This is a genomic window from Aeromonas sp. HMWF015, assembly GCF_963878965.1.
In the GTDB taxonomy this organism is placed as follows: Bacteria; Pseudomonadota; Gammaproteobacteria; order Enterobacterales; family Aeromonadaceae; genus Aeromonas; species Aeromonas veronii.
Genome location: NZ_CAWNZT010000341.1, coordinates 11466 through 26195, shown reverse-complemented (window position 1 = coordinate 26195; position 14730 = coordinate 11466). Strand labels below are relative to the sequence as shown.

Here is a 14730-nt window from a genome sequence, read left to right as displayed (position 1 = left end):
CTGTTGCTGGGTCAGGGGCTGACCGAGGCGGGTGAACAGGCGGCTGTCCTCGGCGGCGTCGACAAGGTGTTGCTTGCCGAACATCCCCGCTTGGCCGACGGGCTGCTGGATGGGGTCGACAAGCTGCTGGCCAGCTGGTGCGAAGGTTACAGCCACTGCCTGATGGCGGCGAGTACCATGGGCAAGGCGTTGCTGCCACAGGTGGCGGCCCGGCTCGGGGTGGAGATGCTCTCCGAGGTGACGGCTATCGAGAGCAACGATACCTTCCTGCGCCCCATCTATGCGGGCAATGCCATTGCCAGAGTGGCAAGCTCGGCGCCCGTCAAAGTGATGACTGTGCGGGCCACCGCGTTTGCCAAGGCGGCGACGGGCGGGCAGGCTCTTATCGAGCACTTGGCCGTGCCCGAATTCGCTGGTCGTACCCGGCTGGTCGAGCGCCGCGCGGTGCGCTCCAGCAGGCCCGAACTGACCGCCGCTCGGGTGGTGGTCTCCGGTGGCCGAGCCCTTGGTTCCAAGGCGCAGTTTGCCTTGATTGAGGCGCTGGCCGACAAGCTGGGCGGTGCCGTGGGGGCATCGCGAGCCGCCGTTGATGCGGGATATGTCGCCAACGATCTGCAAGTGGGGCAGACCGGCAAGGTGGTGGCGCCCGAGCTCTATATCGCGGTCGGTATTTCGGGCGCCATCCAGCATCTGGCGGGGATGAAGGAGTCGAAAGTGATCGTGGCCATCAACAAGGACAGCGACGCCCCCATCTTTCAGGTGGCGGACTACGGGCTGGTGGGGGATCTCTTCACCCTGCTGCCTGAGCTCACTGCCAAACTGTAAATTTGTCAGAAATGGCTGGGCTGTGGTCGTTTATGCGCTCTGCCCGCCATTTCTGTGCATGTTCCCTGCAAGCCCTGACCCGTTCAGGGCTTTTTCTACTGCAAGGGGGACGCAGAGTGACGGTAAAAGGTTGAGCCAGCTCCCAAAAAGCCTTTGATCCGCTGGCTGCTCTTGTGTAAAACCTGACAAGTCATCGATTACTCTCATCCACTCACGGAAAGCGTCATGAGCAAACAGATTTACAACTTCTGCGCCGGCCCCGCCATGCTGCCGGTTGAAGTCATGGAGCGCGCCCAGCGCGAATTTTGTAATTTTCAGGGGCTGGGAGCCTCGGTCATGGAGCTTTCCCATCGCGGCAAGCCCTACATGGCGGTTGCCGAGAAGGCCGAAGCGGATCTGCGCGAACTGCTGGCGGTGCCGGACAACTACAAGGTGCTCTTCATGCACGGTGGCGGCCGCGGTCAGTTCTCCGCCGTGCCCATGAACCTGCTGGGCGGCGCCAACAAGAAGGCGGACTTCCTGCTGACTGGTGTCTGGTCCCAGAGCGCGGTGGATGAAGCCAAAAAGTATGGCGATATCCAGACCTTCCAGGGGGTTGCCAAGAACGAGCAGGGGATCTCCCACCTGCTGCCGACGCCGGCGTTTCGCGCCGATGCGGCTTATGTTCACTACTGCCCGAACGAAACCATCGACGGCATCGAGATGTTCGACATCCCGGCCACCGGCGAGGTGCCGCTGGTAGCAGATCTCTCCTCCACCATTCTCTCCCGTCCTCTCGATGTGAGCCGCTTTGGCATCATCTATGCTGGTGCCCAGAAAAATATCGGGCCGTCCGGGCTGGCCATCGCCATCGTGCGCGATGACCTGCTGGATCAGGCCAGAGCCGATGTCCCCTCGATTTTTGACTACAAGCTCACAGCCAAGAACGACTCCATGTTCAACACGCCGCCCACCTACGCCTGGTATCTGGCCGGTCTGGTGTTCGAGTGGCTGAAAGAACAGGGTGGCCTCGAGGCGATGGAAACGCGCAACAAGGAGAAGGCCGACTTCCTGTATGACTATCTCGATCAGTCGAGCTTCTACGGCAATCAGGTGGATGTCAGCTGCCGTTCGCGGATGAACATCCCGTTCCAGCTGAAAAATGCCGAGCTGGACAAGCAGTTCCTGGCAGAATCGGAAGCGGCCGGCCTGCTGGCCCTCAAAGGGCACCGCATTGTCGGTGGCATGCGCGCCAGCATCTACAACGCTATGCCGCTGGAGGGGGTGAAGGCCCTGGTGAGCTTTATGGATGGTTTTGCCAAGCGCCACGGCTGAAAAGAAAGTACATACGTGCTTGCTGGCGGCCTCTCGTGACAACTCGTGAGCCGCTTCCAGCTATTGCAGTGATTCAAGACGCCGGGGATACCCCGGCGTCTTTTTTTCAACAGAACCAGCGCGCTGGCGTTTGCCGTGCGATTTCCCCTGAAAGTGCCCTTGCCGAGCGGGACGCAGGCTGTTAACGTCCGGACAGGCGTTTATTTTTGAGATAGCACAGGAAGTCTATGAATTCGTTGCGTTTGGAACCCATTTCTCGTGTGGCCGGTGAGGTCAATCTGCCCGGCTCCAAGAGTGTCTCTAACCGTGCGCTGCTGTTGGCGGCGCTGGCTCGTGGCACCACCCGTTTGACCAACCTGCTCGACAGCGATGACATTCGTCACATGCTGGCTGCGCTGACCCAGCTCGGGGTCAAGTACAAGCTCTCCGCCGACAAGACCGAGTGTACCGTGCAGGGTCTGGGCCGCAGCTTTGCGGTGAAAGAGCCGATCAATCTGTTCCTCGGCAACGCCGGTACTGCCATGCGACCGCTCTGCGCCGCGCTATGCCTCGGCTCAGGTGAATATACTCTGGGCGGCGAGCCGCGCATGGAAGAGCGTCCCATCGGCCATCTGGTGGATGCCCTGCGTGAAGCGGGTGCCCATATCCAGTACCTCAAACACGATGGTTATCCGCCGCTGGTGGTGGACGCCAAGGGGCTGTGGGGCGGCGATGTGCACGTCGATGGCTCCGTCTCCAGCCAGTTCCTGACCGCGTTTTTGATGGCAGCGCCGATGGCGGCCGGTGATACCCGGATCCACATCAAGGGGGAGCTGGTCTCCAAGCCCTACATCGACATCACCCTGCACATCATGAAGCAGTTCGGGGTGGTCATCGAGCACGACAACTACAAGCTGTTCTACATCAAGGGCAACCAGACCTACATCAGCCCGGGTGACTTTCTGGTGGAAGGGGATGCCTCCAGCGCCTCCTACTTCCTCGCGGCGGGTGCCATCAAGGGCAAGGTGCGGGTCACTGGCATTGGCAAGCACAGCATTCAGGGTGATATCCACTTCGCCGACGTGCTGGAGAAGATGGGCGCGCGCATCACCTGGGGCGATGATTTTATCGAGGCGGAGCAGGCACCGCTGCACGGGGTGGATATGGACATGAACCATATTCCCGATGCGGCCATGACCATCGCCGTTGCCGCGCTGTTTGCCGAGGGGCCGACCTCCATTCGCAATATCTACAACTGGCGGGTGAAAGAGACCGATCGTCTGCACGCCATGGCGACCGAGCTGCGCAAGCTGGGCGTTGAAGTGGAGGAGGGGCATGACTTCATCACCGTGACCCCGCCGACCCAGCTCAAGCATGCCGAGATCGATACCTACAACGATCACCGTATCGCCATGTGCTTCTCGCTGGTGGCGTTGTCGGATACTCCGGTCACCATCAATGATCCCAAGTGCACCTCGAAGACCTTCCCGGATTACTTCGACAAGCTGGCCAGTATCAGCCAGCGTGGTTGATCACTGACAAACCCGTCATCACCGACGCTTCGGGCCCGCGCTGAGCGGGCCTTTTTGCCTTCCTCACCAGCATCGTCATTTCGCTTAGCATCATTTCAATAACTTGCAAGATTGCCATATAAAATAGTTTTGTGATTGCTGTAATTTCCTATTTACACATGCGCTGTCGCGGGCTATGTTGAGATTTCCTAATCGCAGTCATCTAGCAGGAAGCCTTGTCATGCAGCATCAAACCGACGACGTTCGTATCAGTGAAATCAAAGAGTTATTACCCCCGGTTGCGGTGCTTGAGAAGTTTCCGGCTACCGAGGTGGCCTCGTCCACCGTTTTTGAGTCCCGTCAGGCCATTCATAATATCCTGGCCGGCGAAGATGATCGTCTGCTGGTGGTGATTGGTCCTTGCTCCATCCATGATCCGGTTGCCGCGCTGGAGTATGGCAAGCGCCTCAAGGCGCTGCGCGACGAGCTGAAAGGTCAGCTGGAGATCGTGATGCGGGTCTACTTCGAAAAACCGCGCACCACAGTGGGCTGGAAGGGGCTGATCAACGATCCGTACCTCGACAACAGCTGCAAGATCAACGACGGTCTGCGCATTGGTCGCAAGTTGTTACTGGATCTCAACGACATGGGGCTGCCAACTGCCTCCGAGTTCCTCGACATGATCACCCCGCAATATGTGGCGGATCTGATGAGCTGGGGCGCGATCGGTGCCCGTACTACCGAATCCCAGGTACACCGCGAGCTGGCCTCCGGCCTCTCCTGTCCGGTGGGCTTCAAGAACGGCACTGACGGCACCATCAAGGTTGCCATCGATGCCATTGGCGCTGCCAGTGCGCCGCACCACTTCCTGTCGGTCACCAAATACGGTCACTCCGCCATCGTGGCGACCCGCGGCAACCCGGACTGTCACATCATTCTGCGTGGTGGTCGTGAGCCGAACTACAGCGCGGCTCATGTTGATGAGGTAGTGAAGGGGCTGGAGAAGGCCGGTCTGCCGCAAAAGGTGATGATCGACTTTAGTCACGCCAACAGCAGCAAACAGTTCAAGAACCAGATGGTGGTGGCCGAGGATGTGGCCGGCCAACTGCGTGCCGGCAGCAAAGCGGTGTTTGGTGTGATGGTGGAGAGCCATCTGGTGGAAGGCCGTCAGGATCTGGTGGAAGGGTGTGAACTCACTGTTGGCCAGAGCATCACCGATGCCTGCATCGGTTGGGCCGATACCGAAGTGTTGCTGCGCAACCTGGCGGATGCCGTCGCAACCCGCAACGCCCGCTAAAGCCATCCTAGCGGCGCTGTTAATCGTCAACGCGCCGCTGGAACAGCAAGCGGCCGTTCGGCCATATCGAATCCATAAAGCAAAAGCGCGACCCTCGGGTCGCGCTTTTTCGTTGGTGAAGTGGATTACCAACGGTAGGTTTTCAGCAGCGCCTCCAGTTTCTGACACTGCTCCACCAGCTGGATGCTGGCGAGATTGGCGGCGTGCGCCTGACCCAGGGTGTCGTTGGAGGTGTTGCGGATATCGCTCACCGAGCTGTCTACCTCATGGCAGACCCTGTCCTGCTCTTCGGCCGACTGCGCCATCTGGGCGTTGAGGTCGTTGATGCGGGCGATGCGCTCGATGATGTTCTGCATGGCTGCCAGGGTCGCTTCGGTCTTGCTGATGCTCTCATCGGCTTTGCTTTTTGCATCCCCGATCACCGTAACTGCGCTCTGGGCCTCATTTTGCAGGGCGGCGATCATCTGGGAGATCTCTTCGCTGGCGGCGCGGCTGCGGTTGGAGAGGGCCCGCACTTCATCGGCCACCACCGCAAAGCCACGGCCTTGCTCACCTGCCCGGGCTGCTTCAATGGCGGCGTTGAGGGCCAGCAGGTTGGTCTGATCGGCAATCCCCTTGATCACCTCGAGTACGCCGTCAACCGCCAGGCAGCGGCTGTCGAGTTGCTGGATCACCTGATCCACTCGATCGATCTCTGCCGACATCTCGCCCATATCGGTGATGGAGTGCTGGGCGAGGCGGCTGGTGTCGGCGGCATCCTGATTGGTGAGGGCGGAGAGCTCGGCGCTGTGGCGGGCATGTTCGCGCACTTCATGAGAGCTGGCGGCCAGCTCGCTGACGGCGGCGGCAACCTGGGTGGTCATCCCCTCTTGCTGGCGGGCCGAGTTTTCGGTCTGGGTCGCGACCTGACGGATCTGGTTCGACTCCTGATAGAGCTGGTGGGTCGCCCCTTCCACCTCCTGCAGGCTGTGGCGGAATCCCTGCACCATGTCATTGACGGCGCGGGTCATCTGGCCCAGTTCATCCCGGCTGTGATTGACCAGGGGGAGGGCGAGGTCGCGCTCTTTGGCCATCCGGATCATGGTGAGTTGCAACTGGCGCAGGGGGTGTTTCACGTAGCGTTGCAATACCCACCAGAGCAAGCCGAAGCCGAGACTGAAGACGGCGGCCAGGCTGCCGCTCAGGATCAGGTTGTTGTGGCGGATCTCGCCGAAGGTGTGGCTGAGGTCATAACTGATCCGCACTGCCCCCATCACGGTCCCTTCATTGACCTGGTGACAGGTGAGGCACTGGGTACCGCGATACTCCTTGTAGGCTTTGAACGGTTTGATCAGGGTGAGCCTGTTGCCCTGCTGCTCCAGAATGGCTTCGCCCTGATTGATGGCTCGCTCATCGAGGGGATCCTGCGCTTTCTGATCCGGATGACCCGGGCCAAACAGGTTGCTTACTGCTGGCGCGCGCACCAGACGGGCTTCAACAATGCCCGCTTCACTCTTGAGTTTGGTCTGCACTATCTGCCGGTTGGCCATGCCACCTGTCATCATCAGTACGTTCACCTGATCCATATAGGTGTTGGCCATGCTCTCAACCTTCTCCTCTGCCAGCCGGATGGCGAGATCCCGTTGCAGCCAGGCGGAGAGTTCGAAGCAGAGGCCAAAGGTGGTGCTGATGACCAGCGCAAGAGGGAGGAATATTTTCCAGTTCAAGGAGAGGTTATGCATTTTGGGCAAGTTCCATGCGCTTGGTGTTGTTATGTGATCCCGTATCATCTTGATCGTAGACGAAGAAACGGCGGGAGATGGTTCTCTATCGGCACACGATAACCACTCTTGAGTAAATAATCTGTTAAGCAGATCGGTAATGCAGGTTGCCAAAATGCCTTTCGGGAGGGGGGCTGCTCCTCGGGTTGATCCAGAACAAATTGCCAGTAACGATAATCGTTATCATTGTCATTATTTGCTGATAATAGTGACCATCATGAATCTGACCCCTTCCATGACCGGTATTGCCACGCCGGATCCCCTCAAGTTTGCTTTTAGCGCCAAGACCTCGGCTCACGCCAGTCGGGGAGGGATGCGCCCCTTCCCGCTGGATGAGGCTGGCTGGCAGAGTTGGTGGCAGCGAGAGAGTGAAGCTGAAGAGCGCGCCCTCTACATCCACATTCCGTTTTGCCGAAAGCGCTGCAGCTTCTGCAATTTCTTTGAAAATGGCGCCAATCCGGCGCGGATCAACCGCTATGTCAACGCCTTGTGCGCCTCCCTTGCGCAGGCGGCTGATACCCCGCTGGCGCAGAGCATGCCATTTTCAGCCGTCTATGTAGGGGGCGGTACGCCGACCGACATGAGCGCCGACGAGCTGGCCATGCTGGCTGCCGTGATCCGCCGTTTTCCGCTGGCGGCGGATGCCGAGGTGACACTGGAGGGGCGCCTCAACGGCTTTGATGATGAGAAATGGCAGGTGGCGCTGGCGGGGGGCTTCAACCGCTTCTCCTTCGGGGTGCAGAGCTTTGATACCCGGGTACGCCAGCAGGCGGCCCGTTTCGATGACAGGGAGACCTTGCTGACCCGTTTGGGTGAGCTGACCCGGGATGATGCGGCTGTGATCGTGGCGGATCTCATCTTTGGTCTGCCCGGTCAGGATGATGCCGTGTGGCAACAGGATATCCGCGATGTGATGGCGAGCGGCGTGCACGGGGTCGATCTTTACCAGCTCATCGCCATGCAAGGCACCAATCTGGAGCGGGCGCAGGAGAAGGGCACCTTGGATTGGCTCGCCGATGGCCAGCAGCGGGCGGCCATGTATGCCTATGGCGGGGAGCAACTGGAAGCTCACGGCTGGGAGCGTCTCTCTTGCAGTCACTGGCGGCGCAGCCCGGCCGAGCAGAGTCGTTATAACCAGATGGCTAAGCGCGGTGCGGAGATCCTCCCCTTTGGTGCCGGTGCGGGGGGCAGCATTCTTGGCCATGGCTTGATGTATGGACGGGATCTGGCCCCCTGGCACGACGCGCTGGCCAGTGGCAAGCGGGCGCCCGGGATGGTGATGGGGCGCAATCCCAATGCAAGGATGGACGGTCTGCTGCGTGGCGCCCTCGACAGCGGTGTGCTGGCGCTGGATCGTCTGCCAACGCCTTTGCTGACCCATCTGATGCCGCTTTTTGTCGCCTGGCAGCAGCACGGGCTGGTCGAGATCGAGAGCTCACGGTTGCAACTCACCCTCGCCGGGCGCTTCTGGAACGTCAATATGCAGGCTGGCTTGTTCGAGTTCTTGCAGCTCAATCCGCTCGATGGTTCAGCGCCGCCCAGCCATGGTACTGCCGGGGTACGCCATTCGCTGGTTTGAGCCCGAGCGGAGCATTTGCACGGAGCACTTGCATGGCTCCGAGCGATCCATAACGAAAGAGGGAGCCTTGCAGGCTCCCTCTTTTGGCTTGGCAGTTAGCGTCGCGCGAGCTTACTCGTCACTGCTCTCCTGATAGCTGTCGCGCATTGCTTTGGGCAGACGGCGCATCGGCGCAAAGCCGATATCCTCGCCCACTACTTCCCGCTTGCGGGACTTGTTTTGAGGAGACTGAGCGGTTTTTTTGCTGGCGTCACCCTTGGCTTTGCCCTTGCCAGCGGCAGGTTTGCCTTTGGCATTGCTCTTGGCGTTGGCATGGCCGCGCTCACGGGGCGGGTTCTGCACCGGCTTGCTGCCCGGCAGAGTCTGGCGACTCGGCTTGCCGCTTGGCTCATACCCTTCCAGGATCTCCACGGACAGGGATTGGCCGATCAGGGCTTCGATAGCCTTGAGCTGACCCAGCTCGTCCTGGCTGACCAGCGAGATGGCCTCGCCGCCACGACCGGCGCGGCCGGTACGGCCGATACGGTGGATGTAATCCTCCGCCATTTGGGGCAGTTCAAAGTTGATCACGTAGGGCAGTTGATCGATATCGAGACCGCGGGCGGCGATATCGGTCGCTACCAGCACCCGCACCTCGCCACTGCGAAAATCGGCCAGCGCCCGGTTGCGGGCTCCCTGGCTCTTGTCACCGTGGATCGCCACGGTATTGAGACCATCTTTTTGCATCTGCTGGGCGAGGCGGTCGGCGATCTGCTTGGTGCGGACAAACACCAGCACCCGCTGCCAGTTGCCACGGCCAATCATGTGGGATAGCAGCTCGCGGCGGCGTTCCCGATCCACCTGAATGATGCGCTGGGTCACCTGCTCGGCGGCAGTATTGCTGGGGTCCACCTCGATCAGGGTGGGGTCGTTCAGCAGATCGTCCGCCAGCGCCTTGATGTCGTTTGAGAAGGTGGCAGAGAAGAGCAGGGTTTGCCGCTCTGCAGGCAGCGCCTTCATGATGCGGCGGATGTCGACGATAAAGCCCATGTCGAGCATGCGATCCGCTTCATCCAGCACCAGCACTTCCAGCTGGCTCAGGGTCAGGGCGCCCTGGGTCAGCAGATCCAGCAGACGGCCCGGGGTGGCGACCAGAATGTCCACACCCAGCTTGATGGCGTCCAGATTGGGCTTGATGCTGACACCGCCATAGGCGATCAGCGTCTTGAACGGCAGGTGGTGGGCATACTTGATGATGCTCTCGCCCACCTGTGCCGCCAGTTCGCGGGTCGGGGTCAGTACCAGTGCGCGCACCTGACGACGGCCACGGCCGTGGTTGGCCAGCAGACGCTGCAACATCGGCAGGGTGAAACCGGCCGTTTTGCCTGTGCCTGTCTGAGCGCCGCCGAGCACATCCTGACCGGCCAGAATGGCCGGAATCGCTTGCTGCTGGATGGGGGTTGGCTGTTCGTAACCCAGCTCCTTGACGGCCCGCAGAATATGCGGAGACAGACCCAGTTCGTTGAATGACATGTTCGAGAGAAACTCCTGAGATGAGCCTTAGGCTCAACGGGCAGCCAGCGCGTTAGGGCCAGCCACGATATGGAAAAGATAGTGGGGCCGTAATATAGCAAAAGAGCGGCCGCTGCGCAGTAGCTGTCGCACCGGCCGCCACACAATCGCTTAAAAGCCGTGGCGCAAAACGGCTCGGGAGAGTCAGAGCATCTCCCGGATCTGCTCGGCCAGACTCTCCGGTTTGGCCTGGGGGGCAAAGCGCTCCACCACGTTGCCATCGCGGTCGATCAGAAACTTGGTGAAGTTCCATTTGACGTTTTCCAGCCCAAGAAAGCCCGGTTTCTGTTGCTTGAGCCACTGGTAGAAGGGGTGGGCATGCTCACCGTTGACATCGCACTTGGCCATGATGGGGAAGGTGACCGGATAGTCGAGGGAGCAGAAGCGGGCGATCTCGTCCGCATCCCCCGGCTCCTGCTGACCGAACTGGTTGCAGGGGAAGCCCAAAATCACCAGTCCATTGGGGCCGAGCTCCCGATAGAGCGTTTCCAGCCCTTCATATTGGGGGGTAAAGCCGCAGCGACTGGCCACATTGACCACCAGCACCACCTTGCCCGCCAGTTGAGTCAGCGGGTAGGGGGTACCATCCAGTCGTTGCAAAGTGAGATCGGGCAGAGGCATAAGAAGATCCTTTCGTGGGTGATGCGCGGGTTGTGCCGTGAGTGGTTCGGTCGGTGACAGAGACAAGCGCCGGATGAACAGCAACATGGCGATGCGGCTACGGTATCGGTTGGCTCTTGGTACCGCAAGGAGGCCGCGGCGCCTCCTCGTCCCGATTGCAAGGGCCATCACAGTTTCGACTGCCAATACGCTCCTTGGCAGCGCGGGATCACAACTGGCGACAAAAATGCGGGGCGGCGGGCAGCAACTCGCGTATTGATGGTGGGACTTCTCAAGAGAAGCAAACCGGTTTGTGACTTTGCCAGTAAGTCGCTACAAAGCGCCCTCTTTCCACTCATTGTGAGCCAATCTTGGACTATCAAGCCGTCATGGATGCCATCTACACCCGAGGTTGGGTGATAGTGGACGATTTTTTAACTGCCGCCGAGGTGGATGCCCTCAAAGGCTGTCTGCCAGAGGAGTGGCAACCGGCCGGGATCGGTCGTGAAGGGCTCCATCAAGGCAACAGCGAGATCCGCCGCGACCAGATCCACTGGCTGGAGCCGTCGCTCGGGGCGCCGGTCGCCGATTATCTCGCCCGCATGGAGGCGCTGCGTCTGGCTGCCAACCGGATGTTGATGCTGGGATTGTTCGACTACGAGGCACATTTTGCCCGTTATCGCAGCGGCGACTTCTACGCGACCCATCGCGATGCCTTTGCCGGTCGCTCCAACCGTCGCCTGACGACGGTGTTCTACCTCAATAACGACTGGCAACCCGAAGCGGGCGGCGTCTTGCGCTTTTATGACAACGACGAGCAGTTCTTGATGGATGTGAGCCCCAGAGGGGGGCGGCTGGTGATCTTCCTCTCCGAGGAGTTTCCTCACGAAGTGCTGCCCGCCAATCAGGAGCGTTACAGCATTGCCGGCTGGTTTCGCGTCAATGGCAGCGGAATGGGACGGGTCGATCCCCCTCGCTGACCCATGGGGTTGCGCGGTTTTTGACACAGGGCGCCCTTTTTCACCGCAAGATGTGGCTGGCAGGGCAGCCATCAGCTGACAAGGGTTTGTCTCCCTTGCTACACTGGCGCGCACTTATGTTCGTATCTGGCTTCGTCCGGTTTTGAATGCGGTGGTTTTTGAATGGTCATGACGAAGCCGCTTCTCCCAAGGGATCACATCTAATGAAGAACATGCATGTCTTGCTGCTGTGCGGCGGCGGTGGCTCCGAGCACGAAGTCTCTCTGCGCAGCGCCAATTTCCTCGAAAAACAACTCGCTCTCCTGCCCGGCGTCGAAGTGACCCGCGTCGAGATGTTTGCCGACCGCTGGCTCAGCGCCGATGGTCGCGAGTGCAAACTGGGGCTGGACAAGCTGCTCTCGTTTGACAGCGTGGCCCGTCCGGTCGACTACGTGGTGCCCTGCATCCACGGTTACCCGGGTGAGACCGGCGATCTGCAATCCTTCCTCGAGCTGGCTGGCCTGCCTTATCTGGGCTGTGACGCCGAAGCGAGCAAGATCTGCTTCAACAAGATCACCACCAAGCTGTGGCTCTCCGCCATCGGTATCCCCAACACCCCTTATCTGTTCCTGACCGAGCAGGGCGATGTGGCTCTGGCTGAGGCGAAAGCGGCGCTGGCCAAGTGGGGCAAGGTCTTTATCAAGGCAGCCTCCCAGGGCTCTTCCGTTGGCTGCTACTCCGCCAGCAACGAAGCGGATCTGGTGAAGGGCATTGCCGATGCCTTCGGTTACTCCGAGCAGGTTCTGATCGAGAAGGCGGTCAAGCCGCGTGAGCTGGAAGTGGCAGTTTACCAGTACGGTGACGAGCTGGTGGCCACCTATCCGGGTGAGATCTGCGTGCCGCAGGACAAGTTCTACACCTATGAAGAGAAGTACAGTAGCGCCAGCCATACCGAGACCGCACTGCGTGCCGAAGGGCTGACCCAGGCTCAGGCTGACGCCATTCACGAGTATGCCCTCAAAGCGTTCCGTCAGCTTAAACTGACTCACCTCTCCCGTATCGACTTCTTCCTGACTGAGGAGGGCGAGATCCTGCTCAACGAGATCAACACCTTCCCGGGCATGACCTCCATCTCCATGTTCCCGAAACTGCTGGAGCATCACGGTCACGACTTCGCCCGCTACCTTGAGCAGATCCTGCGCAAGGCCAGCTAAGCGGATCGCTCTTGCTGACGGGGGCTAATACCGTTCCAATAAAAATCCCCGCCAATTGGCGGGGATTTTTTTATGCCTTTATCAAGCGGGATAGGGCAGCTTGAAGGGATAAACAGGCGGGGAGGGGATGCGCCTCCCTCACCTGTTGCTACCTGTGGGTATACCTGCCGTTAGCCGCGAGCCACCCGAAAGCGCACGCTGCGGGAGTGGCAGGGCGCCAGCTCGCCAAACTCGCCAGCGGCCAGTTCAAGGGGCAGGGGGTGCTCATCCATCCGCACCGCTTGCCAGTTGCTCAGGGTGTGCTGGCTGCTCACCTTGCCCCCTTCCAGTGCCGCTTGCTCGCTCGGGTTGTAGACCCGGATCACCAGCGCCTCTTCATCTTCGGCCTTTTTCAGGGCGCTCAGCACCGGACCGGACGGATCCATGGTGAGCAGGCTGAAGTGGAGCGGGGTGGTGAAGCTCGCCTTGTTGAGCTTCATGGCATCGAACGGGATCTTGTTGTAGCAGCGCACCGGGGTGAGGTAGCTGCGCGCCGCCTGCATCACGTTGGCGCTGATGTGATCACCGGCAAACGCCAGCAGGCTGAAACGGCAGCTGAGCCTGCCGCGCACCTGGGAGTCCGGGGTCGGCAGCTTGATGCCGGAGGGGCGACCCGGGCGCAGCAGCAGCTCCTCTTTACCGAGTACGCCGACCCCGCGCAGCAAGGTGAGAGCCAGGGTGTCGCACTGCTCGCCGATCACTTCAAACTCGCGCAGGCCATCGCTCAGCACCGCCAGCCCCTGCTTGCCATCTTGCAGGGCGACGAAGTTCATCAGCTGCCAGACCGGAATGGGGGCCTCTTTCCACCCTTCAGCCTCCCAGTTCGCCATGGCGCTGTCGCGGGTGGGGCGAGTGATGCAGCCAAACTGGTTGTCAGAGACCACAGTGTCGCTCGGGAAGGGGGTGGGGATCAGCACCCGCACCCGGTGATCATCGGCCTGATTGTCGAGCTCCAGCTCAATGTCGATGCGCGGACTCTGGTGCGCCAACGTGATGCGGCAGGTGACATCGAGGTGGCCGCTGCACTGGCGGTTGGCACGCTCGGCGAGGTTGGCAGGCAGCGCCATGCGCAGTTTGAGGGTCGCGATACTCTGCCACGCCTGATGGGTGACCTCGCGGGTCACCGCAAACTCGGTGGAGTAGCGCAGCCACTCGTCGCGCGACGGCGAGTAGTCATACTCGTCGCCATCATCGGAGCCCTCTTCCAGCGTGAGCACCTGATCAAAGGTGGTACCGCGCAGCTTGTCCAGGATCTGCAGGGTGCCGTTGTCATTGAGGGCGATGCGGTAAAAATCGTTCTCCAGCAGCTTGCCGCTGGCCGTCACCGGTTGCTCCAGTCCCGGCTGGTTGCCTTCGATATGGAGAGTGCAGTAACCCATGGCCGGCAGGGGATGGCAGAGCTGGATGTCGTACTCCATAAAGGGGTCGTAGTTGCCGTAGTGAACGATCTGCCTGTCCACCAGACCTGGGTCAATCTCGCGTCTGGCGCGGATGAAGTAGGGGATCGGCTGGCCCGCTTCATCGCGCAGGGCAAAGGATTGGGCACGAATGCGGATGCTGGTGTTGATCACCTCCTGACGGGGGAAGGGCATCAGGTTGAACAGGCAGAGCTTGTCGGCCACCTGCATGCCGTCTTCACATAACGCCACCGGCATGTTGTCGACAATCTTGCGCATGTAGAAGCGGATCAGGTTCTCGGCCATGTCGTCGGCCAGAATGAAGCGGGTCATCACCTCCTGATGCACCTTGTCGCTGCAGCAGCAGCCGATGCTGTCGTGGGCGTGGTTCTTCATGATCTCCTTCCACATCTTCTCCAGCAGCCCGTGGTGGTACTCGAAGCCGAGCGCCCAGGCGATGCTCGCCAGCGGCTCGAGGATGTTGACGATCTTGTTCTCGATGGCGGCGTGGGCCAGCTTGATGTCCATCCGGGTGGAGGAGATGGTGCGGTGTACCCGCATATATTTGCCGTCGTTGAACTCCCCCTTGAGAGTGGCAAGCTGGTCGCGGCACGCCTCGATGCGCTCGAAGACCTGCTCGAAGCGGCTCATGTGGAATTCACGCTGGGGGTAGATCTCGCGCAGCTTGTCGATGATGGCGAAGAT

11 protein-coding genes are annotated in these 14730 nt (G+C 60.3%); 7 read left to right on the top strand and 4 right to left on the bottom strand.

Annotated features, from left to right (window positions below; translation table 11 throughout):
- From AACS18_RS17190 to aroG, 4 genes are all read left to right on the top strand, one after another.
- A partial coding sequence (locus tag AACS18_RS17190) for an electron transfer flavoprotein subunit alpha/FixB family protein (RefSeq protein WP_108612827.1) occupies window positions 1–825 on the top strand: 825 nt, incomplete at its 5' end.
- A gap of 225 nt (window positions 826–1050) precedes the next feature.
- Window positions 1051–2139 (top strand): 3-phosphoserine/phosphohydroxythreonine transaminase, encoded by a 1089-nt coding sequence (serC, locus tag AACS18_RS17185; RefSeq protein ID WP_108612825.1) that lies wholly within the window; start codon window positions 1051–1053, stop codon window positions 2137–2139.
- Between the two features lie 227 nt (window positions 2140–2366).
- The gene (gene aroA / locus AACS18_RS17180; protein WP_108612824.1) at window positions 2367–3650 is read left to right on the top strand and encodes a 3-phosphoshikimate 1-carboxyvinyltransferase; all 1284 of its coding nucleotides are present in this window, start codon (window positions 2367–2369) and stop codon (window positions 3648–3650) included.
- A 220-nt stretch (window positions 3651–3870) separates the two neighbouring features.
- Window positions 3871–4926, top strand: coding sequence for a 3-deoxy-7-phosphoheptulonate synthase AroG (gene aroG, locus AACS18_RS17175; RefSeq protein ID WP_005337046.1), 1056 nt, complete (start codon window positions 3871–3873; stop codon window positions 4924–4926).
- Window positions 4927–5051: 125 nt separating this feature from the next.
- On the opposite strand, the gene AACS18_RS17170 is transcribed toward aroG, so the two are convergent.
- Window positions 5052–6647, bottom strand: a complete 1596-nt coding sequence (locus AACS18_RS17170) for a methyl-accepting chemotaxis protein (RefSeq protein WP_005360022.1) — start codon at window positions 6645–6647, stop codon at window positions 5052–5054.
- Between the two features lie 256 nt (window positions 6648–6903).
- Between AACS18_RS17170 and hutW the strand changes: the two genes are divergently transcribed.
- Complete coding sequence (hutW, locus tag AACS18_RS17165; RefSeq protein ID WP_108612823.1) at window positions 6904–8265, top strand: heme anaerobic degradation radical SAM methyltransferase ChuW/HutW; 1362 nt, start codon at window positions 6904–6906, stop codon at window positions 8263–8265.
- A gap of 111 nt (window positions 8266–8376) precedes the next feature.
- Here hutW and AACS18_RS17160 read toward each other — a convergent pair whose 3' ends face one another.
- Together AACS18_RS17160 and AACS18_RS17155 are read right to left on the bottom strand one after the other, a co-directional pair.
- Window positions 8377–9777 carry a DEAD/DEAH box helicase gene (locus AACS18_RS17160; protein WP_108612822.1) on the bottom strand — a complete coding sequence of 467 codons (1401 nt, stop codon included), beginning with the start codon at window positions 9775–9777 and terminating at the stop codon, window positions 8377–8379.
- Window positions 9778–9960: 183 nt separating this feature from the next.
- Window positions 9961–10437, bottom strand: a complete 477-nt coding sequence (locus AACS18_RS17155; RefSeq protein ID WP_108612821.1) for a glutathione peroxidase — start codon at window positions 10435–10437, stop codon at window positions 9961–9963.
- 350 nt (window positions 10438–10787) lie between these two features.
- Between AACS18_RS17155 and AACS18_RS17150 the strand changes: the two genes are divergently transcribed.
- Complete coding sequence (locus tag AACS18_RS17150) at window positions 10788–11396, top strand: 2OG-Fe(II) oxygenase (RefSeq protein WP_042032341.1); 609 nt, start codon at window positions 10788–10790, stop codon at window positions 11394–11396.
- Window positions 11397–11599: 203 nt separating this feature from the next.
- Window positions 11600–12589, top strand: a complete 990-nt coding sequence (locus AACS18_RS17145) for a D-alanine--D-alanine ligase (protein ID WP_108612820.1) — start codon at window positions 11600–11602, stop codon at window positions 12587–12589.
- Window positions 12590–12759: 170 nt separating this feature from the next.
- Here the strand turns inward: AACS18_RS17145 and AACS18_RS17140 are convergent.
- A partial coding sequence (locus tag AACS18_RS17140) for a glycoside hydrolase family 38 C-terminal domain-containing protein (protein WP_258228754.1) occupies window positions 12760–14730 on the bottom strand: 1971 nt, incomplete at its 5' end.

What these genes read in the sequence shown, in the direction of transcription:
- serC (WP_108612825.1), top strand. Translation starts at nt 1,051, where the DNA reads ATGAGCAAACAGATTTACAACTTCTGCGCCGGCCCCGCCATGCTGCCG.
- aroA (WP_108612824.1), top strand. Translation starts at nt 2,367, where the DNA reads ATGAATTCGTTGCGTTTGGAACCCATTTCTCGTGTGGCCGGTGAGGTC.
- aroG (WP_005337046.1), top strand. Translation starts at nt 3,871, where the DNA reads ATGCAGCATCAAACCGACGACGTTCGTATCAGTGAAATCAAAGAGTTA.
- AACS18_RS17170 (WP_005360022.1), bottom strand. Translation starts at nt 6,647, where the DNA reads ATGCATAACCTCTCCTTGAACTGGAAAATATTCCTCCCTCTTGCGCTG.
- hutW (WP_108612823.1), top strand. Translation starts at nt 6,904, where the DNA reads ATGAATCTGACCCCTTCCATGACCGGTATTGCCACGCCGGATCCCCTC.
- AACS18_RS17160 (WP_108612822.1), bottom strand. Translation starts at nt 9,777, where the DNA reads ATGTCATTCAACGAACTGGGTCTGTCTCCGCATATTCTGCGGGCCGTC.
- AACS18_RS17155 (WP_108612821.1), bottom strand. Translation starts at nt 10,437, where the DNA reads ATGCCTCTGCCCGATCTCACTTTGCAACGACTGGATGGTACCCCCTAC.
- AACS18_RS17145 (WP_108612820.1), top strand. Translation starts at nt 11,600, where the DNA reads ATGAAGAACATGCATGTCTTGCTGCTGTGCGGCGGCGGTGGCTCCGAG.